The following is a 26,217-nucleotide window of genomic DNA, read 5'->3' as shown; positions in this document are numbered from 1 at the left end:
CCCCCGGCTATGATGAGTGGCGATGTCTAGATTGTTCGGAACCGATGGAGTACGCGGCCTGGCCAACGGCCCGCTGACGGCGGAGCTGGCCCTCGGGCTCGCTCAGGCGGCGGCGCAGGTGCTGGGCCACGACCGCACGGAGCACGGCGTGCGACCCCGGGCGGTGCTCGCCCGCGACCCCCGGATCAGCGGCGAGTTCATCTCGGCCGCGACCGCGGCGGGCCTGGCGAGCGAGGGCGTCGACGTGTACGACGCGGGCGTGCTCCCCACCCCCGCGGCGGCCTTCCTCGTCGCGGACATCGACGCGGACTTCGGCGTGATGATCTCCGCCTCCCACAACCCCGCGCCGGACAACGGCATCAAGTTCTTCGCCCGCGGTGGCCAGAAGCTGCCCGACGCCGTCGAGGACGAGATCGAGGCGGTCTACCGCAGCTCCGATCGCCGTCGTCCGACCGGCGCCGACGTCGGGCGGGTCCAGCGGTTCGCCGACGCCGAGGACCGCTACGTCCTCCACCTGCTCGCGACGCTGCCCGCCCGCCTCGACGGCCTCACCGTCGTCGTCGACTGCGCCAACGGGGCAGCGAGCGGTTGCTCGCCTCAGGCCTTCACCGATGCCGGGGCCCGCGTGGTCGTCATCGGCGCCGAGCCGGACGGCATCAACATCAACGACGGCGTCGGCTCGACCCATCTCGGCGCCCTCCGTGACGCGGTCATCGCCCACGGCGCCGACCTCGGCATCGCCCATGACGGCGACGCGGACCGCTGCCTCGCGGTCGACGAGCACGGGGAGACCGTGGACGGCGACCAGATCATGGCCATCCTGGCTCTCGCCCTCAAGAGCCGCGACGGCCTGCGCGACGACGTGCTGGTGGCGACCGTGATGAGCAACCTCGGCCTCAAGCTCGCCCTGCGCGACGCCGGTATCCGGATCGAGGAGACCGGCGTCGGCGACCGCTACGTGCTCGAGCGCATGCGCGAAGGCGGCTACACACTCGGCGGCGAGCAGTCCGGGCACGTCATCTTCGCCGACCACGCCACCACGGGCGACGGCGTGCTGACCGGCCTCCAGCTGGCGGCCCAGGTCGCCGCGACCGGCCAGCCGCTCTCCGCCCTCGCCGCCCAGATGACGCGGCTGCCGCAGGTGCTGATCAACGTCAAGGACGTGGACAAGTCCCGTACGTCCACTCACACCGAACTGCAGGCCGTGATCGCCGCGACCGAGGAGCGCCTCGGCGAGACCGGACGCGTCCTGCTGCGGCCCTCCGGCACCGAGCCCGTCGTCCGGGTCATGGTCGAGGCGGCCGACATGGACACCGCCCGGACCGAGGCCGAGTCCCTCGCGGCGGCCGTCCGCGACAGCCTGGCGCTGGCGGAGAAGGTCTGAGCACACCGCCGTTCACGTCATGAGGCCCGCCCCCGGATGATCCGGGAGCGGGCCTCAGTGGTCGGAGGGGAAGGATCAGGCCTGTGGGCGCCCGGCCGCGAGCGAGTCGCGGATCTCCGTGAGCAGCTGCACCTGCGGGTCGGCGGGTGCGTCCTCCGGGACGATCCCGAGCCGGCGGTTGCGCCGCTCGATCATCGTGTTCATGGGCAGGACGATGGCGAAGTAGACGGCGGCCGCGACGAGAAGGAAGTTGACGATCGCGGTCAGCAGGACGCCGAACTTGACGTCGTTGCCATTGATGGTGACGAGGGCGAAACTGTCGAAGTTGGGAGACTGGAAGATCGCCGCGATCAGCGGCATCAGCACGTCCTGGACGAGGGCGTTGACGATCTGGGAGAACGCCGCTCCGATGATCACGGCAACGGCGAGGTCCAGCACGTTGCCCTTCATGATGAACTGCTTGAATCCCTGCAACATGGCAGCAGGCTAGCCCGGGATCAGGCGCGGCGAAAGCACCAGAACGTGTCAGGCGTGTGAAGAGTTCCCGTTTCGCAGGAAAGTTACTCAGCGGGTCGGGTTCGGGTCCGGCGGGATCCGGTCGCCGCCTCGGTCCGGGCGGATGGGAGTGAAGGAGGGAGGCGTCGGGATCCGCCGTGACGGGAGACCGGTGGCCGGTGGGGTGGTCGTCGTGGTCGACGCTTCCGGATCGGTGGCGGTCGTGCCGGGAGCGGATTCCGAGTCTCCCGTCGACGACGTCGGCGCCGGTGACGTTGTCGACGGCGGGCTCGGCGTGGGGCTCGGGGAGGGCCGGTCGCACGCGCTGAGTAGCAGGGCCGCGGTCATCGTCGCGGTCACCACCAAGGTCGAGCCCACCGCCCGGAACACGTCAGGTCTTCCGCAACAGGACCCGGCGGACCGAGTGGTCGACGTCCTTGCTCAGCACGAGCTGGGCCCGGCCGCGGGTCGGCAGGACGTTCTGGATCAGGTTGGGCTCGTTGATGCCCCGCCAGTAGCCGCGGGCGGTGGCCTCCGCCTCGCTGTCCGAGAGGGTCGCGAACCGGCGGAAGTAGGACTGCGGGTCGGCGAACGCCGAGGAGCGCAGCTGCCGGAAGCGCTGGATGTACCAGTTCTCGATGTCGGCGGTGCGCGCGTCCACGTAGAGGGAGAAGTCGAAGTAGTCGCTCAGCGTGAGCCCGACGCGCCCGTCGCGGTGCCGCCGCGCCGGCTGCAGCACGTTCAGGCCCTCGACGATCAGCACGTCCGGACGCCGGACCACGATCTCCCGGTCCGGCACGATGTCGTACACGAGGTGCGAGTACCAGGGGGCGCGGACCTCCTCGGCGCCGCTCTTGACCTCGGCCACGAAGCGCAGCAGCGCCCGCTGGTCGTAGGACTCGGGGAAGCCCTTGCGCTCCATCAGGCCCCGGCGCTCGAGTTCGGCGTTGGGCAGCAGGAACCCGTCCGTGGTGACGAGCTGGACGTCCGGGGTGCTCGGCCAGCGGCGGAGCATCTCCCGCAGCACGCGGGCGATGGTCGACTTGCCGACGGCCACCGACCCGGCCACGGCGATGACGAACGGTGTGCGGTGCGTGCGCTCGCCGAGGAACGTCGTCGTGACGTTGTGGGTGTGCCCGGCGGCCTCGACGTAGAGGTTGAGCAGGCGAGAGAGGGGCAGGTAGACGTCCCGGATCTCCTCCAGGTCCAGGGGATCGCCCGTGCCGCGCAGTCGGTCGATGTCCGCCTGGTTCAGCGGGGAGTCGATCTCCGTGGACAGGCGCGCCCACGTCGTCCGGTCGAGTTCGATGAACGGACTCACCCCGTGCTCCGTCGACGGGGCACGGGGGGACAGGGTCGGGACCAGGCCCGGGGGCTCCACGCTCATCGTCTCGATTCTGCCCGCAGGTGGGAGGGGAGTCCACTTGGCCGCGCCCGGCGTGGGTGGCGGACACGCCGGTGACCGACTGCGGCGCACGTCACTGCGTCGCCCGCCGTGCCGTGCCCGGAGGGCCGCGGCGCCCCGGTAGGCTGGCAGGCATGTGTGGAATCGTTGGATACGTCGGGCGTCCCGGGCACGCCCACACCGCCCTGAACGTCGTGCTCGAGGGCCTGCGCCGTCTCGAGTACCGCGGCTACGACTCGGCGGGCGTCGCCGTCGTCGTCAACGGGGCCATCGACTCCCGGAAGAAGTCCGGCAAGCTCTCGAACCTCGTGGAGGAGATCGAGAAGGCGCCGCTGCCCGACGCCGTGACCGGCATCGGCCACACCCGCTGGGCGACCCACGGCGGCCCGACCGACCAGAACGCCCACCCGCACCTGGCCGACGGGGGACGCCTCGCCGTCATCCACAACGGCATCATCGAGAACTTCGCCGAGCTGAAGAGCGAGCTGCTCGACTCCGGCCACGTGTTCCTCTCCGAGACGGACACCGAGGTCGCCGCGGCCCTCCTCGCGACCATCTACCGCTCCCTCGCGGACGAGGTCGCCGACCCGGGCCAGCGCCTCACCGTCGCCATGCAGCGTGCCTGCCAGCGCCTCGAGGGCGCCTTCACCCTGCTCGCCGTGCACGCGGATGCCGCCGACGTCGTCGTCGCCGCGCGCCGCAGTTCCCCGCTCGTCGTCGGCCTCGGTGACGGCGAGAACTTCCTCGGCTCCGACGTCTCGGGTTTCATCGACTACACCCGTCGCGCCGTCGAGCTCGGGCAGGACCAGATCGTCACCATCACTCCCGAGGCGATGGAGATCACCGACTTCCACGGCAATCCGGCCGAGGGCACCGAGTACCGGGTCGACTGGGACGCCGCCGCCGCGGAGAAGGACGGTTACTCCTCCTTCATGCTCAAGGAGATCAACGAGCAGCCCTCCGCCGTCGAGCAGACCCTGATGGGCCGCCTCGACCAGCACGGCAACCTCATGCTCGACGAACTGCGCATCGACGAGTCGATCCTGCGGGCCGTCGACAAGATCGTCGTCGTCGCCTGCGGGACCGCCGCCTACGCGGGGCAGGTCGCCAAGTACGCCATCGAGCACTGGTGCCGCATCCCCACCGAGGTCGAGCTCGCCCACGAGTTCCGCTACCGGGACCCGATCGTCAACGAGAAGACCCTGGTCGTCGCGTTCTCCCAGTCCGGCGAGACGATGGACACCCTGATGGCCGTCCGGCACGCCCGCGAGCAGGGCGCGAAGGTCGTCTCCATCTGCAACACCAACGGCTCGACGATCCCGCGCGAGTCCGACGCCGTGATCTACACGCACGCCGGCCCCGAGATCGCCGTCGCCTCCACCAAGGCGTTCCTCTCCCAGATCGCCGCGGCCTACCTGCTCGGCCTCTACCTCGCGCAGCTGCGGGGCACCAAGTTCGCCGACGAGGTCCGCGACGTGCTGCGGGAGCTGCAGGAGGTGCCCGCCAAGATCCAGTCCGTGCTCGACGCGGCCGACGAGGTCAAGGACCTCGCCCGGCGCATGTCGACGGCGGAGTCGGTGCTGTTCCTCGGCCGCCACGTGGGCTACCCGGTGGCCCTCGAGGGTGCGCTCAAGCTCAAGGAGATCGCCTACATCCACGCGGAGGGCTTCGCCGCCGGCGAGCTCAAGCACGGCCCGATCGCCCTCGTGGAGGAGGGGCAGCCGGTGTTCGTGATCGTCCCGTCCCCGCGCGGCCGGGACTCGCTGCACGCCAAGGTCGTCTCCAACATCCAGGAGGTCCGCGCCCGCGGCGCCATCACCATCGTGATCGCGGAGGAGGGCGACGACGCGGTCGTCCCGTACGCGAACGAGGTGATCCGGGTGCCACAGACGCCGGTGCTGCTCGCCCCGCTGCTGACCACCGTGCCGCTGCAGCTGTTCGCGTGCGAGCTCGCGGACTCCAAGGGCTACGACGTGGACCAGCCTCGCAACCTCGCCAAGTCGGTCACGGTCGAGTAGAGCCGCCGAGGAGACCGGGATGGGCATCCGCGGCATCGGGGTGGACGTGGTGGCCGTCGAACGGTTCGCCGCGCAGCTGGCCCGCACGCCGCGGCTGGTCGGGCGGCTCTTCGTGCCGTCCGAACGGGGTCTGCACGTGCGTTCTCTCGCGGCCCGGTTCGCGGTCAAGGAGGCCACGGCCAAGGCACTCGGCGCGCCCGCCGGGATGAACTGGCAGCACTGCTGGGTCGAGACCGACGAGGCCGGCGCCCCGCATCTGCGCCTGTGCGACAGCGTCGCGGCGGTCGCCCGGGAGCGCGGTATCGACCGCTGGCACGTGTCCATCAGCCACGACGGTGACATCGCCACCGGCATGGTCATCGCCGAGGGCGACTGAGGCCGCCCGCAGGCGCCGACACCGCCGGCGGCCCACGCCCGCACGAAAGGGATCGATCATGCTCGAGGCCTGGACCGGCGCGCAGATCCGCGCCGCTGAGCAACCGTGGCTCGACGCCGGCGAGGGGGACGCCCTGATGCGCCGGGCGGCCCACGGCCTGGCCGGCACCGCGCTGGCCCTGCTCGATTCCCGGAACCGGCCCCGCTACGGGGCACGCGTCGTGGCCGTGGCCGGCTCGGGCAACAACGGCGGTGACGCCCTGTGGGCCGCGGCCCTGCTGGCCCGACGGGGGCTGAAACCGTCCGCGATCCTGACCGCCGGCCGCGCCCACGAGGCGGGCCTGGCCGCTCTGCGCGTGGCCGGCGGGACCGTCGTCCGGCTCGCTGACGAGGATTCGTCCTCCACCGACGGCGACGCGGCCGCCCGCCGCCTGCTCGCCGACGCCGACCTCGTCATCGACGGCATCCTCGGCACGGGCGGCTCCGGCGGCCTGCGCGAGCCCGCCGCGGGACTGGCGGCCCATCTGGAGGACCTCCGCCGCGACGGCACCGTCGCCGTGCTCGCGTGCGACATCCCGTCCGGGGTCGACGCCGACACGGGGGAAGCCGAAGCTGCCCACGTGACCGCCGACGCGACGGCGACCTTCGGCGGTGCCAAGTCCGGGCATCTCGCCGGGGTCGGCGAGACGGCGTCCGGCGCGCTGACCGTGGTGCCGATCGGCATCGAGGACGCCCTGCCCGAGCCGGACGTGCGCCGCCTGCAGCCCGCGGACCTGCGCGCCCTGTGGCCGACCCCCGCCCGCAGCGCACAGAAGTACAGCCGCGGGGTGCTCGGCGTCATCGCCGGCTCGCCCCAGTACCCCGGCGCCGCCCTGCTCACCACCGCCGCCGCGGCCGCCGCCGGCGTCGGCATGGTCCGCTACCTCGGTCCGTCCTCCGTCGGGACCCTCATCAACGCGCGCACCCCCGACGCGGTGTGCAGCGAGCAGCAGCCCGGCGACGTGCACGTCCAGGCGTGGCTCGCGGGTCCCGGGACCAACGACGACGACGGACAGCTCGACCGGGTGCGCGCCGCGCTCGCGGCCGCCGTCGCGGACGGCACGCCCGCCGTGGTCGACGCCGGCGGGATGAGCGTGCTGCCGGACGCCGGAGCCGCCCACCTCGTGCTCACCCCACACGCGGGCGAACTCGCGCGCCTGCTGACCGACCGCCTGGCCGCGTCGGGTGAGCAGGTCGAGCGTGCCGACGTCGAGGCCCGGCCGCTGCACCACGCGCGCCTCGCCGCCCGCATCACCGGCTGCACCGTGCTGCTCAAGGGGGCGACGACGCTCGTGGCCGGCCCGGACGGGGCGGTGTTCAGCCAGGCCGACGCGACGCCGTGGCTGTCCACCGCGGGCAGCGGCGACGTGCTGGCCGGCATCCTCGGCGCCGTGCTCGCCGGCGTCGCCGAGCACCCGGAGCCGGCCGAACGTCTCGGCCTCGGCGGGGACACCCGCTGGGCGGCCGCGGCCGCCGTCGCCGCCGCGATCCACGGCCGCGCCGGTCGACTGGCCGCGCACGACCCGGCCGGGACCGGCGCCGGCGGCCCGCTGCACGCGACCGCCGTGATCGACGCCACCGCCCCCGCCGTCCGCGCCGTGCTGGCGGGCTGAGGCCGGACCCCATCGGTCAACCCGTCACCCCGCGGCCCGGTATCATAAGCACTGATACCGATTCCTCTCGACACTGGAGTGTGCATGGAAGTCTGGCCCGGGAATCCCTACCCGCTGGGTGCCACCTACGACGGCACAGGCACCAACTTCGCCCTGTTCAGCGAGGTCGCCGAGAAGGTGATCCTCTGCCTGATCGACGCCGAGGGTACCGAGGAGCGCGTCGAGCTGCGGGAGGTCGACGGCTACGTCTGGCACTGCTACCTGCCGCACATCCAGCCCGGACAGCGGTACGGCTACCGCATCGAGGGTCCCAATGATCCCTCGCAGGGTCTGCGCTGCAACGTCAACAAGCTGCTGCTCGACCCCTACGCCAAGGCCGTGGCCGGGGAGATCGACTGGGACGAGTCCCTGTTCCCCTACCATTTCGGTGACCCGGACTCGGTGAACGACGACGACTCGGCCGCGCACATGATGCACGGCGTCGTCATCAATCCCTTCTTCGACTGGGACGGGGACCGTCTCCCGCGCATCCCCTACCCGAAGTCGGTCATCTACGAGGCGCACGTCAAGGGCCTGACCGCCCTGCACCCCGAGGTCCCGGAGGAGCAGCGCGGCACGTACGCCGGCGTCGCCCACCCCTCGGTCATCGCCCACCTGCAGAAGCTCGGTGTCACCGCGATCGAGCTGATGCCGGTGCACCAGTTCGTCAACGACTCCACGCTGCTGGACAAGGGCTTGTCGAACTACTGGGGCTACAACACCATCGGCTTCTTCGCGCCGCAGAACACGTACTGCTCCACCGGCGACGAGGGCGCCCAGGTGCAGGAGTTCAAGGCGATGGTCCGATCGATGCACCGCGCGGGCATCGAGGTCATCCTCGACGTGGTCTACAACCACACCGCCGAGGGCAACCACATGGGCCCCGTCCTGTCCTTCAAGGGCATCGACAACCCCGCGTACTACCGCCTCGTGGACGACGACAAGCGGTACTACATGGACTACACCGGTACCGGCAACTCGCTGAACGTGCGCCACCCGCACTCCCTGCAGCTGCTCATGGACTCCCTGCGGTACTGGGTCACCGAGATGCACGTCGACGGCTTCCGCTTCGACCTCGCCTCGACGCTGGCCCGCGAGTTCTACGACGTCGACAAGCTCTCGACGTTCTTCGAGCTCATTCAGCAGGACCCGGTCGTCTCGCAGGTCAAGCTGATCGCCGAGCCGTGGGACATCGGCCCCGGCGGCTACCAGGTGGGCAACTTCCCGCCGCAGTGGACCGAGTGGAACGGCAAGTACCGCGACACGGTGCGCGACTTCTGGCGGGGCGAGCCCTCCACGCTCGGCGAGTTCGCGTCCCGGCTCAGCGGCTCGGCCGACCTGTACGAGCGGTCCGCCCGCCGCCCGGTCGCGTCCATCAACTTCGTCACCGCCCACGACGGCTTCACGCTGCGCGACCTCGTCTCCTACAACGAGAAGCACAACGACGCCAACGGCGAGGACAACAACGACGGCGAATCCCACAACCGGTCCTGGAACTCCGGGATCGAGGGGGAGACCGACGACGAGAAGGTGCTCGCGCTGCGGGCCCGGCAGCAGCGCAACTTCATCGCGACGCTGCTGCTCTCGCAGGGCGTCCCGATGATCCTGCACGGCGACGAGCTCGGCCGTACCCAGCAGGGCAACAACAACACGTACTGCCAGGACTCCGAGCTGACCTGGGTGCACTGGGACAAGGCCGACCTGCCGCTGGTCGAGTTCACCGCCGCCGTCAACAAGCTGCGCGCCGACCACCCGACCTTCCGCCGCCGGTACTTCTTCGACGGCCGGCCGGTGGAGCCGGGCGAGAAGGCGTCCCTGCCGGACATCGCCTGGCTCAACTCCGACGGCACCCGCATGGTGCCCTCGGACTGGGACAACGGGCTGAGCCGCTCCTTCGGGATGTGGCTGAACGGCGACGGCATCCAGGGCGTGGACAGCATGGGCCACGAGATCACGGACGACAACTTCCTGCTCTACTTCAACTCCAGCCCCGAACCGGCCAGCTTCCGGCTGCCGCCGGCGGAGCTCGGGGAGAAGTGGGCGGAGATGATCGACACCGCCGGCTCCGCCGAGGAGGACATTGTGCACGAGGCCGGTGGGGACTTCGTCGTCGCCGAGCGCTCGATGATCGTGCTGAAGGCCTTCGTGGAGCCGGAGGTCGAGCCCGACCACTCCGTCGCCGCGTCGTTGGCCGTGCTCACCCAGAGCGCGACCGAAGCCGACTCCTGACCGCGGGCCGGTCCGTCCTCCGGGGCGGACCGGCCCCCTCCACGTTCGACCCCTCCCGTACCCGTGCCCCGACCGATCGTGAGGCCATGAGAACTCCGCGCTCCACCTACCGCCTGCAGATCCACGAGGGGTACACCCTCACGGACGCGACCGCACAGCTGGAGTACCTGGCCCAGCTCGGCGTCGACTGGATCTACCTCTCGCCGATCCTCACCGCGGAGAAGGGGTCCACGCACGGGTACGACGTGACGGACCCGACCACCGTGGACGAGTCCCGCGGTGGCGCGGAAGCCCTCGCTGCCCTCGCCACGGCCGCGCACGACGCGGGGATGGGCGTGCTCGTCGACATCGTCCCCAACCACCAGGGCGTCGCCACCCCGGCCGACAACCCCTGGTGGTGGTCGGTCCTCGCCGAGGGCCAGGCCTCCCCGTACGCGCGTGCCTTCGACATCGACTGGGCCGCGAACAGCGGGCGGATCCTGCTGCCTGTGCTCGGCTCGGCCGACGACGTCGACCAGCTCGAACTCGTCGACGGGCAGCTGGCCTACTACGACCACCGGTTCCCGGTCGCGGCGGGCACCGCGGACGACGGCGCCGACGCGGCGACCGTGCACGGCCGGCAGCACTACGAGCTCGCCGACTGGCGTCGGGGTGACGCCGAACTGAACTACCGGCGCTTCTTCTCCGTCTCCACCCTGGCCGGTGTGCGCGTCGAGGACGCCGAGGTGTTCGACGCCTCCCACGCCGAGATCCGCCGCTGGGTGGACGAGGGCCTCGTGGACGGGTTGCGCATCGACCACCCGGACGGGCTGCGCGACCCCGCGGGCTACCTCGACGACCTGGCCGACGCCACCGGTGGGGTCTACGTGCTGGTGGAGAAGATCCTCGAGCCGGGGGAGCGGCTGCCGTCGGGCTGGGCGACCGCCGGCACCACCGGGTACGACGCGCTCGCCGACGTCGACCGGCTCTTCACCGACCCCGTCGGGGAGACCGGCCTCGATGCCGTCACCGGCGCCGTCGACTGGGCCGAGCTGATCCACGGCACCAAGCGGGACTTCGCCGACCGCACCCTGCTGGCCGAGACCCTGCGACTGACGCGGGAACTGCCCGCGGACGCCGGGCTCGACCCCGCGCTCGCGCAGGACGCGATGGCCGAGCTGCTCGCCTGCTTCCCCGTCTACCGCAGTTACCTGCCCGAGGACGGGGCGGCCCACCTGCACGAGGCCGCGCACCTGGCGGTCGACCACCGGCCCGACCTCGCCGATGCCGTCGACGTACTTGTCGGGCTGCTCGAGGACGAGAGCCAGCCGGTCGCGCGCCGGTTCCAGCAGACCTCGGGCATGGTCATGGCCAAGGGCGTCGAGGACACCGCGTTCTACCGGTACACGCGCCTGACGTCGCTGACCGAGGTCGGGGCCGACCCGTCGATCTTCAGCGTGGGCGTCGACGCGTTCCACGCGAAGATGGCCGAGCGGGCGCAGGCGTGGCCGCTGGCGATGAACGCCCTGACCACGCACGACACCAAGCGCAGCGAGGACACCCGCGCCCGGATCTCCGTGCTCTCCGAGCTGCCGGACCGGTGGGCCCGCACCTTCGCGCAGCTGCAGGAGCTCGCCCCGATCCCGGACGCGCCGGTCGCGAACCTCGTGTGGCAGGCCACCGTCGGCGCCTGGCCGATCAGCCGCGAACGGCTCACGGACTACGCGCTCAAGGCGGCCCGCGAGGCCGGCACGAGCACGACGTGGACGGACCAGGACAAGGACTTCGAGGCGGCGCTGACGGCCGCCGTCGACGCCGTGCACGACCGGCGCGAGGTCACGCGCGTCATCGAGGACCTCGTCGGCGCCATCGAGGGGCCCGGTTACCGGAACGCGCTCGCGGCGAAGCTGATCCAGCTGACCATCCCCGGCGTCCCGGACGTCTATCAAGGCACGGAGTTCTGGGACTTCTCGCTCGTCGACCCCGACAACCGCCGGCCGGTCGACTACGCGTCGCGGACCACGGCGCTCGCGGAGCTCGAGTTCGACCCGCAGCCGGAGATCGGTCCCGTCGGGGTCGCGAAGCTGCACGTCGTGCGGGCCGCCCTGCACGCTCGCCGGGACCGGCCCGAACTGTTCGCCGGATATCGCCCGCTCTCCGTGAGTGGACCGGCCGCAGGGCACGTCGTCGCCTTCGACCGCGGCGGCGACCGTCCCGGCGCCGTCACCGTGGCCACCCGCCTGCCCGTCGGGCTGGCGGCCCGCGGCGGGCTCGGCGAGACGGTGCTCTCGCTGGCCGTCCCCACCGTCGACGCGCTCACCGGCCGGGAGGTCGCGGCCGGGCAGGTGCGCGTCGCTGACATCGTCGGCGACCTCGGCGTCGCCCTGCTGCTGCCCACCGGAGGAGATCACGCATGAGCCGCACCCGTTTCGACGTCTGGGCACCCGCCGCCAAGCGTGTCACCCTGCGTGCCGCCGGGCGTGACCTGCCGATGCACCGCGCGTCGGTTCCGGACGCCTCTGCTTCGGACTCCGGGACTTCCGGATGGTGGACGCTCGCGCCCGCCGACGTGCCCGAAGGCGAGGTCGACTACGGCTACCTGCTCGACGACGACACGACGCCGCTGCCGGACCCGCGGTCCCGCCGCCAGCCGGACGGGGTGCACGGGCTCTCCCGCACCGTCGACACGTCGTCGCACGCGTGGACGGACGCCACCTGGACGGGCCGGCAGCTGGCCGGTTCGGTGCTCTACGAGCTGCACCTGGGCACCTTCACCCCCGAGGGCACCCTCGACGCGGCGATCGAGCGGCTGGACCACCTGGTCGAGCTCGGCGTCGACGCGATCGAGCTGCTGCCCGTCAACGGCTTCAACGGCGAGCACAACTGGGGCTACGACGGGGTCGCCTGGTTCACAGTGGCCGAGGTGTACGGCGGTCCGGCGGCCTACCAGCGCTTCGTCGACGCGGCGCACGCGCGCGGGCTCGCCGTCGTCCAGGACGTCGTCTACAACCACCTCGGGCCGTCCGGGAACTACCTGGGCCGGTTCGGTCCGTACCTCCACTCCTCGGCGGTCAACCCGTGGGGCGACTCGATCAACCTCGACGGGGCCGACTCCGACGAGGTGCGGGCCTACATCCTCGACAACGTCGCGATGTGGCTGGGCGACTACCACGTCGACGGGCTCCGGCTCGACGCCGTCCACGCGCTCGAGGACCGGCGGGCGGTGCACCTGCTCGAGGAGATCAACCGGGTGGTCGACGAGATCGGGGCGGCGACGGGGCGTCCGCTGTTCGCGGTCGCCGAGTCGGACCTGAACGACCCGCGGATGATCACGCCGCGGGCGGCCAACGGCCTCGGCTGCGCCGGTCAGTGGAGCGACGACTTCCACCACGCCGTGCACACCGCGGTGACAGGGGAGACCGTCGGCTACTACGCCGACTTCGCGCCGCTCTCGTCGCTCGCCAAGGTGCTGCGCGGGGGCTTCTTCCACGACGGGACGCTCTCGACGTTCCGAGGACGGCACCACGGCCGGCCGATCGACCCGTTCACGACGCCGACGTGGCGACTGGTCACGTGCATCCAGAACCACGACCAGGTGGGCAACCGGGCCGCCGGCGACCGGCTCTCGGCGACGCTGCCCTACGACCGGCTCGCCGTCGCGGCGGTGCTGAACCTGATGGCGCCGTTCACGCCGATGCTGTTCATGGGGGAGGAGTGGGGCGCGTCGACGCCGTGGCAGTTCTTCACCGCCCACCCCGAGAAGGAGCTCGGCGAGGCCGTCTCGAAGGGCCGGATCGGCGAGTTCGGGAAGATGGGCTGGGACGAGGCGACGGTGCCCGATCCGCAGGACCCGAACACGTTCTCGAACTCGAAGCTTGACTGGGCGGAGGTGGCGTCGGGCGACCACGCGCGGCTGCTGGCGCTGTACCGGTCGCTGATCGCCCTGCGGCACGCCACCCCGGAGCTCACGCAGCCGGACTTCCGCTCGATCTCGGTCGACGTCTCCGAGGACGAGCAGTGGATCGTGCTGCGGCGGACCGGGCTCGCGGGCGCGGGCGACGTGGTCGTGGCGGTCAACCTGTCCGACTCGCCGCGGGCGGTGCCGGTGGGCAGCGTCGACGCGGTGCTGCTGAACACGGTCGAGGGTGACTTCGTGTACGGGGATGCGCAGATGCCGGCGTCGTCCGCCGTGGTGCTCCGCGCGAGCGTCTGAGGTCGCCGAGCGCACGGGTTCTGGCCCCGGACGGGCGGCTCGATCGTCGTCGAGTGGACGGACGATGTCGTTCCGACGCGGTGTTCGACGCGTTGTCCGTCCACTCGGCGAGGCGGGGTCGTCGAGTGGACGGACGATGTCGTTTCCAGCGCGCCGGTGACGCCTTGTCGGTCCACTCGGCGTGGTGGCGGCCCGGCACCGTTCATGCGTCGTCGGCCGTGACTCCCGCGAGACCGGAACCGTCGGAGCCCCGTGGCACGATGAGGCCATGGTGTACTCCGCTTCCGAGAACCGTTACGAGACGATGCCCTACCGGCGGCTGGGCCGCTCCGGCCTGAAGCTGCCCGCGATCAGCCTCGGGCTGTGGCACAACTTCGGTGACGACAAGCCGCTGCAGACCCAGCGGGACATCCTGCACGCCGCCTTCGACGCCGGGATCACCCACTTCGACCTGGCCAACAACTACGGCCCGCCCGCGGGCAGCGCGGAGATCAACGCCGGCCGCATCCTCGCCGAGGACTTCGCCTCCTACCGCGAGGAACTGGTCATCTCCACGAAGGCCGGCTACCGCATGCAGCCCGGACCCTACGGCGAGTGGGGCTCCCGCAAGTACCTCCTGCAGAGCCTGGACGCCTCCCTGTCCCGGATGGGCCTGGACCACGTCGACATCTTCTACAGCCACCGCCCGGACCCGGACACCCCGATGGAGGAGACCCTCGGCGCCCTGGACTCCGCCGTGCGCTCCGGCAAGGCCCTCTACGCGGGCATCTCCTCCTACACGGCCGAGCAGACCCTCCAGGCGGTCCGCATCCTGAACGACCTCGGCACTCCACTCGTCATCCACCAGCCCTCCTACTCCCTGCTCAACCGCTGGGTCGAGGACGGCGAGACCTCCCTGCTCGACGTGCTCGGCGACGAGGGCGTCGGCTCGATCGCCTTCTCCCCGCTGGCCCAGGGCATGCTGACCGACAAGTACCTCGACGGCGTTCCCGCCGGCTCGCGGGCCGCGGCCGGCAAGTCGCTCAACCCGGACTGGTTGACTCCCGACACCCTCAAGCACGTGCGGGCGCTCAACGACCTCGCCGGCGAGCGGGGCCAGTCCCTCGCCCAGATGGCGATCGCCTGGGTGCTGCGCGACCAGGGCCAGCGGACCGTGACGAGCGCCCTCATCGGGGCCTCCAGCGTCGACCAGCTCCACGACAGCCTCGCCGCCCTGAGTGACCTCGAGTTCAGCGACGACCAGCTGAACCGGATCGACCGGCACGCCGTCGACGCCGGCATCAACATCTGGGGCATGGCCCGCTGATTGCCAGCCGCGGTCCCGCCCCGTGATCCGGGTCACACCCGGGTGCCTCGGGGTGGCCCGGCGTGCGGCGGGACCGTGTGCGCTGACTACAGTGGACGGGTGGCCGGGGCCCCACGGGGACCCCGGCGATCCGTTCCATCGAAGGAGTCCTGTCCGTGCCCCGTCAACCCATCCGCGTGGCCATCGCCGGCGTCGGCAACTGCGCGTCCTCCCTGGTGCAGGGCGTGCACTACTACCGCGACGCCGATCCGGCCGAGTCCGTCCCCGGCCTGATGCACGTCCAGTTCGGCGACTACCACGTCGGCGACCTCGAGTTCGTCGCCGCGTTCGACGTCGACGACGTCAAGGTCGGCAAGGACCTGGCCGAGGCCATCGAGGCCTCGCAGAACAACACCATCAAGATCTGCGACGTGCCCACCAGCGGCGTCGAGGTGCAGCGCGGCCCCACCCTGGACGGGCTCGGCAAGTACTACCGCGAGACCATCGACGAGTCGCCGCGCGAGCCGGTCGACGTCGTCAAGGTCCTCACGGACGAGAAGGTCGACGTGCTCGTCTGCTACCTGCCGGTCGGTTCCGAGGAGGCGGCCAAGTTCTACGCGCAGGCCGCGATCGACGCGAAGGTCGCTTTCGTCAACGCGCTGCCCGTGTTCATCGCCTCGACCGAGGAGTGGGCGCAGAAGTTCCGCGACGCGGGCGTCCCGATCGTCGGCGACGACATCAAGAGCCAGATCGGTGCGACCATCACCCACCGGTCCCTGGCCCGGCTGTTCGAGGAGCGCGGCGTCACCGTCGACCGCACCTACCAGCTCAACGTCGGCGGCAACATGGACTTCAAGAACATGCTCGAGCGGGAGCGGCTGCAGTCCAAGAAGATCTCCAAGACCCGCGCCGTCACGTCGAACATCGACGCCGAGCTCGCCGAGCGGGACGTGCACATCGGCCCCAGCGACTACGTGCAGTGGCTCGACGACCGCAAGTGGGCGTTCGTGCGCATCGAGGGCCGCAACTTCGGCGACGTGCCCGTCTCGATCGAGTACAAGCTCGAGGTGTGGGACTCCCCGAACTCCGCCGGCGTCATCATCGACGCCGTGCGCGCCGCGAAGATCGCCAAGGACCGTGGCGAGGGTGGCCCCGTGATGGCGGCGTCCACCTACTTCATGAAGTCCCCGCCGCAGCAGCTGCCGGACGAGGCCGGCCGCGCCGCGGTCGAGGAGTTCATCCGCGGCTGAGGCCGTCGAGCGTCTTCCGGTAGGCGTCCTCGGTGAGGGCCGCCGTGCGATCCCAGGTGAAGGCCCGGGCATGCACGGCGGCCCTCGTCGCCAGCGCGGTCCGCAGCGTCGGGTCGTCGTGCAGCCGGGCGATCGCGGCCGCCCAGTCCGCGGGGTCCCGGCCCGGTACCAGCAGGCCCGTCTCCCCGTCCTGCACGGCCTCCGCGAGCCCCCCGGCGTCGGTCGCGACGACGGGGGTGCCGCACGCCTGCGCCTCCAGCGCCACGAGCCCGAACGACTCGTGCGCCGAGGGCATGACGACGACGTCGGCGGCGCGGAAGGCCGCGGCGAGCCGGCGCGGTGGCACCGGCGGCTCGAGCCGCACCGTGTCCGCGAGCCCGAGTTCGTCCACGAGCGCCGGCAGATCCAGGTCCCGGCCGCTCGCGGCGCCGATGACCCGCACGTCCAGGCCGACGTCCGGGCGTTCGGCGCGCAGCCGCGCGACCGCCTGCAGGAGCACCTGCGGACCCTTGTGGCGCTGCATCCGGCCCGCCAGCACGACCCGCAACCGGCCGGGTGACGGCTGCTGGGTCGACCGTTCTTCGGCCGGCCCCTCCGGGCGGAACACGTTCAGATCCACGCCGGGCGGCACGACGTCGATCCGCGCCGGGTCCGCGCCGTAGTACCGGGCCAGGTCCGCGGCCTCGCTCGCCCCGTTGGCCAGCAGCCGGTCCGCCTGGGCGGCGATCCGCCGTTCCGCGTCCACCCGCTGCTCCGGCTCGGGACGTTGCGACGGACCCCGGTGGGCGTTCTTGACCAGTGCCATCGTGTGCATCGTGTGCACGAGCGGCACGCCGTGATCGGCGGCCAGGCGCAGCCCCGCCACACCGGAGAGCCAGTAGTGGGCGTGCAGGACGTCGACGTCGTCCGCGGCGCGGGCGCTCAGGTTCTCGACGACCGCCGGCAGGGCCGCCGCGAGGGCGTCCTTCGTCCGGGGTACCCCGACGTCGACGTGGTCCACCACGATCCCCGGCTCCACCTCGACCCGGCCCAGCGTGCCGATCGTCGTGATGTGCACGCTCCAGCCGCGCCGCACCAGCGCGCGGGAGAGCTGCCGGACGTACACGTTCATCCCGCCCGCGTCCCCGGCGCCGGGCTGCTCGAAGGGACAGGTGTGCAGGCACACCATGCCCACGCGGGCGGAAGCGGTCACGGTTCTCCTGGGAATGCGGGGCGGGGTCACGGACATTCTTCCATCGTCGGGGGCGCGGACTATCCTGCGATCACGGCCGTCATGAGGACGGGCACAGCACGCTGACCAGCTGGTCGGACCGTGCCGGAGGTTCGGAGGAGGTTCGATGGCGCGACGGGAGACGGCGACCGGGTACGCGCTGCTCGCCCCCAGCCTGATCGGGATCCTCGCCTTCCTGCTCCTGCCGATCGGCGTCGTCGTCTGGCTCAGCACCCAGCAGTGGGACCTGCTCTTCCCGCCGCAGTTCGTCGGGCTGGACAACTGGGTCTCGGTCCTGACGGATCCCACGTTCGGGCGTTCGGCCCTGATCTCCGTGCTGTTCGTCCTGCTCGTCATCCCGGTGCAGACGGCGCTCGGCCTGCTGCTGGCCACCCTGCTGTCCCGCGGCCTGCCCGGCTCGGCCTTCCTGCGCGTCATCTACGTCATCCCGTGGATGTGCGCGCCGCTGGCCCTCGGTGTCGTGTGGCGGTGGATCTTCTCCCCGTCCGACGGCGCGCTGAACGCCATCACCGGCGTCTACGTCGAGTGGCTCTCCAGCCCGGTCCTGGCCCTGCCCGCCGTGGCCGCCGTGAGCATCTGGTCCCAGGTGGGGTACGTGACCCTGTTCTTCATGGCCGGGCTCGCCGCGATCCCGGCCACCCTGATCGACGCGGCCCGCGTCGACGGTGCCAGCGCGTGGCAGATCTTCTGGCGGGTCAAGCTGCCGCTGCTGCGCCCCACCATGTTCTTCGTCCTCGTGACCGGGGTGATCGCCAGCTTCCAGGCCTTCGACCAGATCTACGCGCTCACTCCCGGCGGCGGCCCGGAGGGGACGACGGACGTCATCGCCACCCGGATCTACGACGAGGCCTTCCGCGGCTCCTCCGACCTCGGCCGGGCCTCGGTCATGGCGCTGCTGCTCTTCCTCGTCCTCGTCGTCATCACGCTCGCCCAGCAGCGCTACTTCCGCTCGAGGATCACCTATGACCTCTCCTGAACGGCTCGCGACCCTGCCGCCGCCGGCCCGCGGCACCGACCCGATCGAGCGGAACCGGCCCGTCCGTCGCGGCAGCGCTGCCGGCGTGGCGGCCACCTACGCGGTGCTGATCGCGGGCTTCCTCGTCACCGTCGGCCCGTTCGTGCTCAGCGTCATGACGGCGCTGAAGACGCCGCGGCAGTTCGCCAGCCAGTCCGCGCTCGCCCTGCCGGCCCCGGTGACGTTCGAGAACTTCACCGCGCTGTTCAACGCCGACTACAGCTTCATCGCCCCCATCGCCGTCACCGCGCAGGTGGTGGTGCTCGTCCTCGTCGGGCAGCTGCTGTTCTCGGTGCTCGCCGCCTACGCCTTCGCCCGCGTCGCCTTCCCGTTCCGCGAGGGCGTGTTCTGGGTGTATCTGGCGACGCTGATGATCCCGCAGGTCGTCACCGTCATTCCGCTCTACACGCTGTTCAGCCAGATCGGGCTGCGCAACACCTTCTGGGCGCTCGTGCTGCCGTTCCTCTTCGGCTCCCCGTACGCCATCTTCCTGCTCCGGGAGTACTTCCGCTCCATCCCGCAGGACATCATCGACGCCGCGAGGCTCGACGGCGCGGGCACGGTGCGCATCCTGTTCTCCATCGTCGTCCCGCTCTCCCGCGGCATCCTGGCGACGCTGGCGATCATCACCGTCGTCACGCACTGGAACAACTTCCTGTGGCCGCTCATCATCACGACCGGCCCCACCTGGCAGACCCTCACCGTGGCGACCTCGAACCTGCAGACGCAGTACAACGGCAACTGGACGCTGGTCATGGCGGCCACGACCATTGCCATGGCACCGCTGCTGATCCTCTACGCGATCTTCCAGCGGCACATCATCTCCTCCATCGCGATCACGGGCTTCCGCTGATCCTCCCGAAAGGTCGTCCCATGGCCCTCTCTCCACGCTCCCGGTTCGCCGGTGCACTCAGCGGCTTCACCGCCATCGCGGCCGCCACCGTCCTCGTCCTCACCGGGTGCTCCCCGGCCGCGGGCAACGGCGGCGGCAGCGGCAACGCGTCCTCCGGCGCCTCCGGCCAGAAGGTCACCGTCACCGTCCGCCTCTGGGACAACCAGGTCCAGAAGGCCTACGACGCGTCGTTCAAGGAGTTCTCCGCGAAGAACCCCGACATCACCGTCAAGACGGTGCTCGTGCCGTGGGCGAACTACTGGGACAAGCTGCGGGCCGACGTCTCCGGCGGCAACGCCGACGACATCAGCCTGATGAACGCCTCCAACTTCAAGGCCTACGCCGACAGCGGGAACCTGATGGAGATCGGCTCCTCGTTCGACAGCGAGAAGAAGGACTGGGTCGACTCGTCCGTGCAGCAGTACACGTACAAGGACAAGCTGTGGGGCGTCCCCCAGCTGACCGACGGCGGCATCGCGGTGTACTACAACAAGAAGCTCGTCCAGCAGGCCGGCGTCGACGTCTCGAAGCTGACGTGGAATCCCGATGCGTCGAAGGACACCCTCGTCGCGGCCACGAAGAAGCTGACGAAGGACGCGAGCGGCAAGACCGCCGACCAGCCCGGCTTCGACGGCAACCACGTGACCCAGTGGGGCTACAACGCCTCCCAGGACCTGCAGGCGATCTACTACAACTTCATCGGCTCCAACGGCGGGAAGTTCGAGGACGGCGACAAGTTCGCCTTCGCCTCCGACGAGAGCACCGCGGCGTTCCAGTACATCGTCGACCTCATCACCAAGGACAAGGTGGCCCCGTCCGCGGCGAACACCAACGACAACGGCGACTTCGCCCGCGATCAGTTCCTCCAGGGCAAGATGGCGCTGTTCCAGTCCGGCCTGTACAACCTGAAGAACGTCTCCGACGGTGCGACCTTCGACTGGGGCATCGCCCCGCTGCCGGCCGGCGCCAAGGGCGCGGTGTCGGTGGTCAACTCCGTGGTCGCGGTCGGCAACGCCAAGAGCGCCCACCAGGACGCCACGACCAAGGTGCTGCAGTGGCTCGGCTCCGCCGAGGGCTCCCAGTTCATCGGGGCCGACGGCGCCGCGCTGCCGGCGGTCAAGCCCGCCCAGTCGGCGTTCAACGCCTACTGGAAGACCAAGAACGTGGACCCGACCCCGTTCGCGAAGGCCGCGGAGGGCGACGTCATCCAGGCGCCGTCGAACGCGAAGTTCCAGGCCGCGCAGGCTGCGTTCCACCCGATCTTCAACGAGATCTTCCTCGGCCGGCGTGACGTCGGCTCGGGGCTGGACGCCGCCGAGGCCGCCGCGAACAAGGCCGCCGGCCAGGGCTGATCGACGACGGTGCTGATCGGCACCGGCTCCGTGCCGGTCCTGCTCAGGGCCACAGCCGGGGCAGGTCTGGGAACGCCGCCTCGTAGTCCGCCAGGACCCGGCGCGCGACGTGCGCCGAGTCGATCAGTGGGTGCAGGGCGAACGCGCGCAGCGCCGCGTCCCGGTCCCCGTGGGTCACCGCCGCCACGACCTCCCGCTCGACGGCCTTGACCGTCGCGAGCAGACCCAGCTGGTGGACCGTGGGGTCGGCCCCGGTGCGCAGGGGGACCGCGCCCCGGCCGTCGACCCGGCAGGGGACCTCGACGACGGCGTCCGCGGGCAGACCCGTCACCGCGGGGCTGCCCGCGGCGTCGTTGCGGACGTTGACGATCAATTCGGCCGGCTCGTCCGTGAGCAGCGCGGCCATCGCGGAAAGGGCCACCTGCTCGTAGCCGCCGCCGGCCAGGTCCGCCTCGTCGCGGTCCTCGCCCTCGGTGCGGGCCTCGGCGAGGTAGCCCTCCTCGCGGGCGCGCCGGGCGGCTTCCCACCGGGCGGCCGGGTCCGGCGCCGTGGTCAGCGCCGGGTACAGGTCCCGCTGGGCGGCCTCGATGCTCTCACCCCGGGTCTGCCGGGAGCCGGCCAGGGCCGTGACGGCCTCCCGCGCGAAGTAGTAGTAGAACAGGTACTCGTTCGGCACGGCGCCGAGCACGCCGAGCAGCTCCGGCCCGAAGACGCGGCCCTCCTCGAATGAGAACAGTGCGTCCGGGTCGGCCAGCAGGGCGGGCAGCCGGTCGGCGGCGTCGTCGCCCCCGGCCGGGTCCCGCAGCCCGCGCACCCAGCCCAGGTGGTTGATGCCCAGGTAGTCGACCCCGGCCAGGGAACCGGGGCCCGTTGCGCCGCCAGCCAGGTGCAGGCCGGCGGCGGTCGCGGCGCGCCGGACGAGCCCGATGGGGGAGTCGCAGATGCCGATCACCCGATTGCCCAGCGAGGGGGCCAGAGCCTCGGTGACGATGCCGGCCGGGTTGGTGAAGTCGATCAGCCAGGCGTCCGGAGCGATCTCGGCCAGTGTCGCTGCGATCTGGCGCATCACCGGCACCGAGCGCAGGGCGTAGCTCAGGCCGCCCGCGCCGACGGTCTCCTGGCCGAGCAGGCCGTGCGCCATCGCGATCCGCTCGTCGAGCACCCGACCGTGCGTGCCGCCGGGCCGCAGGGCTGCGAAGACGACGTCGGCGCCCGTCAGCGCCGCGGTCAGGTCGGTCGTCGTCGTCACGGTCGGGCCCGCTGCCGCGGGCGCGCCGTCCCGGGCGGACCCGTCGGCCAGGACCGCGGCGATCCCCGCGAGGCGCATCTCGTCGACGTCGTGCAGGACGAGATGGTTCACGAGGCCCGCGAACCGGCCCCGGGTCAGCGCCCGGTGGACGAGCGGGACGCGGAAACCGCCGCCGCCGAGGATGGTCAGCCGCATGGCTCGTATTGTGCCGCACCCTGCCGTAGCCTGCGGTGCATGACCTGGGCCGCGCTCGAGCGAGACCGTCCGTGAACCCGGGCGCAGGCGGGGACGCGCGCCGCTTCGACCCACTCGCCCGGATTCGTGCCGCCGAGGGGGACGCCACACCCCCGTTCGACCTGCTGCTGACGGGCTGGGTGTTCACCGACATCATCTTCACCGGCCTCGGCGGCCCGCCCGCCGACGGCACCGAGGTATGGGCGGACGGCATGGGCACCAGCCCCGGCGGGGTGGCCAACCAGGCCATCGCCGCCAGCCGTCTCGGGCTGCACACCTCGCTCGCGGCCGCGTTCGGCGACGACGGGTACGGCGAGTTCACGTGGGACATCCTGTCCGGTCAGGAGCACGTCGACCTCTCCCGGTCGCGCCGCTTCCCGCACTGGCACTCCCCGGTCACGGTGTCGCTCTCGGTCAACCGCGACCGGTCGATGATCAGCCACGGGCACCCGGGCCCGGTGCCGGACTCGGAGCTGATGGGCGACCCGCCCGCCGCGCGGGCGGCCATGGTGCCGGTCCGGGAGACCGTCGAGCCGTGGGCGCTCGCCGCCGCCGGCGCCGGGACCCCGCTGTTCGGGCACGTCGGCTGGGATCCCACGGGTGCCTGGTCCCCGGAGGTCCTGGAGAACCTCCGGCACTTCCACGCCTTCCTTCCCAACGCCACCGAGGCGATGGCCCTGACCCGCACCGACGACCCGTGGGCCGCGCTGTACGCACTCGCGGACCGGGTGCCGATCGCCGTCGTCACCCACGGGTCCCGGGGAGCGCTGGCGATCGACGCGATCACGGGGGAGGAGGAGTGGGCACCCGCCCTTCCCGTCACCGCGTGGGACCCCACGGGGGCGGGGGACAGCTTCAGCGCCGCCTTCCTCGTCGGCACCCTGGCCGGCTGGTCCCTCGCGGACCGGCTCGGCTTCGCCAACCTGTGCGCGTCGCTGTCCGTGCAGCAGGTGGGCGGTTCGCTCGCCGCCCCGGGCTGGGGCGACATCGCGGACTGGTGGCACGGGGTGGCCGAGGAACGGCCCGGGGTGAGCCGGCACTGGCTGCGCCGCTACCGGTTCCTCGAGGACCTCATCGCCGACGTCCCCACCGGGGCGGTGCGCCGGGCGACCGCGACGATCGGCCGCCTCTCCGACGCCTGACACCGGCCGTCGAGCCCGCTCCTGACGGGCGGCCGGGGTGGGGATGGGACAATGGCGGGCGTGACCGACCGGACCGACACCGCAGCTGACGCCGCCACCACCATCTCCTCCGCCGACGCCCCGGCCGACTTCTTGAACGCCGACGCCGGCGCGCCGGTCGACCCCCGGGCGGCCGAACGCTCCGCCGTCGTCGACCTCGCCGCCATCCGGCACAACGTCCGGATCCTGCGCAGCCGGGTCGCCCCCGCCGCACTGATGGCAGTCGTCAAGGCCGACGCGTACGGCCACGGGATGCTGCCGGTCGCCACCGCCGCACTCGAGGCCGGAGCCGACTGGCTCGGCGTCGCCCACGTCTCCGAGGCCCTCGTGCTGCGCCGCGCCGGGATCGACGCCCCGCTGCTCGCCTGGCTGCACACGCCCGCCACCGACTTCGCTGCGGCCGTCGACGCGGACGTCGACCTCGGCGTCTCCGGCTGGGAGCTCGAGCCGATCGCCGCCGCCGCGGAGGCGGCCGGCCGTCCCGCTCGCGTCCACCTGAAGATCGACACCGGACTGGGTCGGAACGGCTGCACCGCCGAGCAGTGGCCGGTGCTCGTCCGCGCGGCCCTCGACCACGAGGCGGCCGGCCGGGTGCGCTTCGTCGGGGTGTTCTCCCACCTCGCCGTCGCCGACGAGCCCGTCCGGCCCGAGACCGACGCCCAGGTGGCCGCCTTCCGGGCCGCCGTCGCCGTTGCCGAGGACGCCGGAGCCCGGCTCGAGGTGCGCCACCTGGCCAACTCGCCGGCCATTCTCACGCGGCCCGAGACGCACTTCGACCTGGTCCGCGCCGGGGTGTCCATCTACGGCCTCTCCCCGCTGGCGGGTATCACCGCCGCCGAGCTCGGGCTGACGCCGGCGATGACGCTGCGTGCCGCGATCGCCAACATCAAGCACGTGCCCGCCGGGCAGGGCATCTCCTACGGGCTGCGCTACCGCACCGAGGCGGCCTCGACCCTCGCGCTCGTGCCCGTCGGGTACGCGGACGGCGTGCCGCGGATCGCCGCGGACGCACCGGTGACCATCGACGGGCAGCGGCACACCGTGGCCGGGCGCATCGCGATGGACCAGTTCGTCGTCGACCTCGTCGACCCGGTACCGACGGACCCGGACGCACTGCTCGGCACCGACGCCGTCCTGTTCGGCGACCCCGCGACGGGGGCGCCCGCGGTCGAGGAGTGGGCCGAGGCGGCGCAGACCATCAACTACGAGGTGGTCACCCGCATCGGCACCCGCGTGCCCCGCGTCTACCGCGACAGCGGTACCGCCCGGTGAGCGCGCCGGTCTGGACCCGCAGCTGGGTCACCGCCTCGGCCGGCCAGACACAGGCCCTCGCCCGGCGGATCGGCCGGTCCCTGCAGGCCGGGGACGTGCTGCTGCTCAGCGGCGGGCTCGGCGCCGGCAAGACCACCTTCACCCAGGGCCTCGGCGAGGGCCTGGGCGTGCGGCCGGGCATCATCTCGCCGACGTTCGTGCTCGTGCGCATCCACCCGAACCTCGCGTCGGGCCCGCGACCCGGCGGCCCGGAGCTCGTGCACGTCGACGCCTACCGGCTCGGCTCCGCCGCGGAGCTCGCGGATCTGGACCTCGACTCGAGCCTCGACGACGCCGTCACCGTGATCGAGTGGGGCGAGGGCATGGCCGAGGAGCTCAGCGAGTCCCGGCTCGTCATCACGCTCGACCGCGAGGTCGGGTCCGCGGCCGGCGCGCTCGGGCACGGCTCTCCCGGGGAGGGTGACGACGACGCCGCCGAGGACGAGGAGCCGCGCACCATCACCGCCGTCGCCTACGGCCCGGCCTGGTGCGAGCGGGATCTCGGCGAGCTCTGACGGGCCGGCGCTCTCGAGGGGCCCCGGGGTCTGACGGGCCGCGGGCGCCGGCGGGCCGGCGGGAGACCGCGGCAGGGGAGGGCCGGGCACGCGCGTACACTGTCGGGGTGCTGTTGCTGAGTCTGGACACCTCCGCGGGTGCCTCCGCCGCTCTGCTGGACGGCACCGGATCCGTGCTCTCCGAGTGGTCCACCGCCGACACCCGGCACCACGCCGAACAGCTCACTCCCGCCGTCGCCGGCCTCCTGGCCCGCCTGCCCGGGACGAGCACCGCCACCCGGCCCGACGCCGTCGTCGTCGGCACCGGTCCCGGCCCCTTCACCGGGCTGCGCGCCGGCATCATGACCGCCCGCACCCTCGCCTTCGCCTGGGACGTGCCCTGCTGGGGCGTCGGGAGCCTGCACGCCCTCGCCGCCCAGGCCGCCGACGCCGGAGCGACCGGCGAGTTCCTCGTCGCCACCGACGCGCGCCGCCGCGAGCTGTACTGGGCCCACGCCCGGGTCGCGGCCGACGGCACCGGCGGCATCGGTGGCGCCGATGGCGCCGTCGAACTCGTCGACGGCCCGCACGTCGGCGCCCCCGACACCCTGCCGGCCCTGCCCGTGTTCGGCGCCGGAGCCGGCCTGTACGCCGACCGGCTGGCCGGGACCGCCCACCACCCCGACCTGCTGCCGCACGCGACCGCCGTCGGTGCCGTCGCGCTCGCCGCCCTCGCCCGTGCCGGGGGCGACCCCGCGGCCGCCGGGCTGACGGACACCGCGCCGCTCTACCTGCGCGAGTCCGATGCGAAGGTTCCCGCCGCCCGCAAGTCGGCGCTCGGGCCAGGGGTGCGGGCATGACGCCGGACAGGGCTGTGCCGGACAGGGCTGCGCCGGACAGGGCTGTGCCCTACGAGACGGCGACCCTGCGTGAC

General features: G+C 72.1%; 20 protein-coding genes. 16 read left to right on the top strand and 4 right to left on the bottom strand.

Annotated features, from left to right (window positions below; genetic code table 11):
* Positions 1 to 22 precede the first annotated feature (22 nt).
* On the top strand, positions 23 to 1,384 hold the full coding sequence (gene glmM, locus V6N00_RS01085; RefSeq protein WP_334230241.1) for a phosphoglucosamine mutase: 1,362 nt from the start codon (positions 23 to 25) through the stop codon (positions 1,382 to 1,384).
* Between the two features lie 75 nt (positions 1,385 to 1,459).
* Here the strand turns inward: glmM and mscL are convergent, their stop codons facing one another.
* Both mscL and coaA read right to left on the bottom strand, forming a co-directional pair.
* Positions 1,460 to 1,861 carry a large conductance mechanosensitive channel protein MscL gene (mscL, locus tag V6N00_RS01080; RefSeq protein WP_334230240.1) on the bottom strand — a complete coding sequence of 134 codons (402 nt, stop codon included), beginning with the start codon at positions 1,859 to 1,861 and terminating at the stop codon, positions 1,460 to 1,462.
* Between the two features lie 409 nt (positions 1,862 to 2,270).
* Positions 2,271 to 3,188 (bottom strand): type I pantothenate kinase, encoded by a 918-nt coding sequence (gene coaA / locus V6N00_RS01075; RefSeq protein WP_416385018.1) that lies wholly within the window; start codon positions 3,186 to 3,188, stop codon positions 2,271 to 2,273.
* A 230-nt stretch (positions 3,189 to 3,418) separates the two neighbouring features.
* Between coaA and glmS the strand changes: the two genes are divergently transcribed.
* From glmS to V6N00_RS01035, 8 genes are all read left to right on the top strand, one after another.
* Complete coding sequence (gene glmS / locus V6N00_RS01070) at positions 3,419 to 5,302, top strand: glutamine--fructose-6-phosphate transaminase (isomerizing) (protein WP_334230238.1); 1,884 nt, start codon at positions 3,419 to 3,421, stop codon at positions 5,300 to 5,302.
* Positions 5,303 to 5,321: 19 nt separating this feature from the next.
* Complete coding sequence (locus V6N00_RS01065) at positions 5,322 to 5,678, top strand: holo-ACP synthase (RefSeq protein WP_334230237.1); 357 nt, start codon at positions 5,322 to 5,324, stop codon at positions 5,676 to 5,678.
* Positions 5,679 to 5,736: 58 nt separating this feature from the next.
* Positions 5,737 to 7,329, top strand: coding sequence for a bifunctional ADP-dependent NAD(P)H-hydrate dehydratase/NAD(P)H-hydrate epimerase (locus V6N00_RS01060; protein ID WP_334230236.1), 1,593 nt, complete (start codon positions 5,737 to 5,739; stop codon positions 7,327 to 7,329).
* Between the two features lie 84 nt (positions 7,330 to 7,413).
* The gene (gene glgX / locus V6N00_RS01055) at positions 7,414 to 9,597 is read left to right on the top strand and encodes a glycogen debranching protein GlgX (protein WP_334230235.1); all 2,184 of its coding nucleotides are present in this window, start codon (positions 7,414 to 7,416) and stop codon (positions 9,595 to 9,597) included.
* 86 nt (positions 9,598 to 9,683) lie between these two features.
* Positions 9,684 to 11,993 (top strand): malto-oligosyltrehalose synthase, encoded by a 2,310-nt coding sequence (gene treY, locus V6N00_RS01050; protein ID WP_334230234.1) that lies wholly within the window; start codon positions 9,684 to 9,686, stop codon positions 11,991 to 11,993.
* A complete protein-coding gene (gene treZ / locus V6N00_RS01045; RefSeq protein WP_334230233.1) occupies positions 11,990 to 13,789 on the top strand; it encodes a malto-oligosyltrehalose trehalohydrolase in 1,800 nt (599 codons plus the stop codon). Before treY ends, treZ begins: the two co-directional genes overlap by 4 nt.
* A gap of 268 nt (positions 13,790 to 14,057) precedes the next feature.
* A complete protein-coding gene (gene mgrA, locus V6N00_RS01040; protein ID WP_334230232.1) occupies positions 14,058 to 15,095 on the top strand; it encodes an L-glyceraldehyde 3-phosphate reductase in 1,038 nt (345 codons plus the stop codon).
* Positions 15,096 to 15,250: 155 nt separating this feature from the next.
* The gene (locus V6N00_RS01035) at positions 15,251 to 16,324 is read left to right on the top strand and encodes an inositol-3-phosphate synthase (protein ID WP_334230231.1); all 1,074 of its coding nucleotides are present in this window, start codon (positions 15,251 to 15,253) and stop codon (positions 16,322 to 16,324) included.
* On the opposite strand, the gene V6N00_RS01030 is transcribed toward V6N00_RS01035, so the two are convergent.
* Positions 16,311 to 17,516, bottom strand: coding sequence for a glycosyltransferase (locus tag V6N00_RS01030; protein ID WP_334230230.1), 1,206 nt, complete (start codon positions 17,514 to 17,516; stop codon positions 16,311 to 16,313). The genes V6N00_RS01035 and V6N00_RS01030 overlap by 14 nt on opposite strands.
* Before the next feature lie 145 nt (positions 17,517 to 17,661).
* On the opposite strand from V6N00_RS01030, the gene V6N00_RS01025 reads away from it, so the two are divergent.
* Genes V6N00_RS01025 through V6N00_RS01015 form a run of 3 tightly spaced genes read left to right on the top strand, consistent with a single transcriptional unit; the run spans position 17,662 to position 20,814 of the window.
* On the top strand, positions 17,662 to 18,531 hold the full coding sequence (locus V6N00_RS01025) for a carbohydrate ABC transporter permease (protein WP_334230229.1): 870 nt from the start codon (positions 17,662 to 17,664) through the stop codon (positions 18,529 to 18,531).
* Positions 18,518 to 19,423 (top strand): carbohydrate ABC transporter permease, encoded by a 906-nt coding sequence (locus tag V6N00_RS01020; RefSeq protein ID WP_334230228.1) that lies wholly within the window; start codon positions 18,518 to 18,520, stop codon positions 19,421 to 19,423. Before V6N00_RS01025 ends, V6N00_RS01020 begins: the two co-directional genes overlap by 14 nt.
* A gap of 20 nt (positions 19,424 to 19,443) precedes the next feature.
* Positions 19,444 to 20,814: an ABC transporter substrate-binding protein gene (locus tag V6N00_RS01015; RefSeq protein WP_334230227.1), complete on the top strand. Its 1,371-nt coding sequence runs from the start codon at positions 19,444 to 19,446 to the stop codon at positions 20,812 to 20,814.
* Between the two features lie 43 nt (positions 20,815 to 20,857).
* On the opposite strand, the gene V6N00_RS01010 is transcribed toward V6N00_RS01015, so the two are convergent.
* On the bottom strand, positions 20,858 to 22,258 hold the full coding sequence (locus V6N00_RS01010) for a family 4 glycosyl hydrolase (RefSeq protein WP_334230226.1): 1,401 nt from the start codon (positions 22,256 to 22,258) through the stop codon (positions 20,858 to 20,860).
* A 71-nt stretch (positions 22,259 to 22,329) separates the two neighbouring features.
* Between V6N00_RS01010 and V6N00_RS01005 the strand changes: the two genes are divergently transcribed.
* The 4 genes from V6N00_RS01005 to tsaB all read left to right on the top strand — a co-directional run bounded on the left by V6N00_RS01005 (position 22,330) and on the right by tsaB (position 26,143).
* On the top strand, positions 22,330 to 23,439 hold the full coding sequence (locus V6N00_RS01005; RefSeq protein ID WP_334230225.1) for a PfkB family carbohydrate kinase: 1,110 nt from the start codon (positions 22,330 to 22,332) through the stop codon (positions 23,437 to 23,439).
* Positions 23,440 to 23,571: 132 nt separating this feature from the next.
* Positions 23,572 to 24,750 carry an alanine racemase gene (gene alr, locus V6N00_RS01000; protein WP_334230724.1) on the top strand — a complete coding sequence of 393 codons (1,179 nt, stop codon included), beginning with the start codon at positions 23,572 to 23,574 and terminating at the stop codon, positions 24,748 to 24,750.
* Entirely contained in the window at positions 24,747 to 25,304 is a 558-nt protein-coding gene (tsaE, locus tag V6N00_RS00995) for a tRNA (adenosine(37)-N6)-threonylcarbamoyltransferase complex ATPase subunit type 1 TsaE (protein ID WP_334230224.1), read from the top strand. The genes alr and tsaE overlap by 4 nt, the downstream gene beginning before the upstream one ends.
* Before the next feature lie 107 nt (positions 25,305 to 25,411).
* Complete coding sequence (gene tsaB / locus V6N00_RS00990; RefSeq protein ID WP_334230223.1) at positions 25,412 to 26,143, top strand: tRNA (adenosine(37)-N6)-threonylcarbamoyltransferase complex dimerization subunit type 1 TsaB; 732 nt, start codon at positions 25,412 to 25,414, stop codon at positions 26,141 to 26,143.
* The last annotated feature ends 74 nt before the right edge of the window (positions 26,144 to 26,217 follow it).

This window comes from Tersicoccus mangrovi (assembly GCF_036881825.1).
Lineage (GTDB): Bacteria > Actinomycetota > Actinomycetes > Actinomycetales > Micrococcaceae > Tersicoccus > Tersicoccus mangrovi.
Note: the sequence above shows the minus strand (reverse complement) of the source record. Positions and strands in the feature narration are given on the sequence as shown.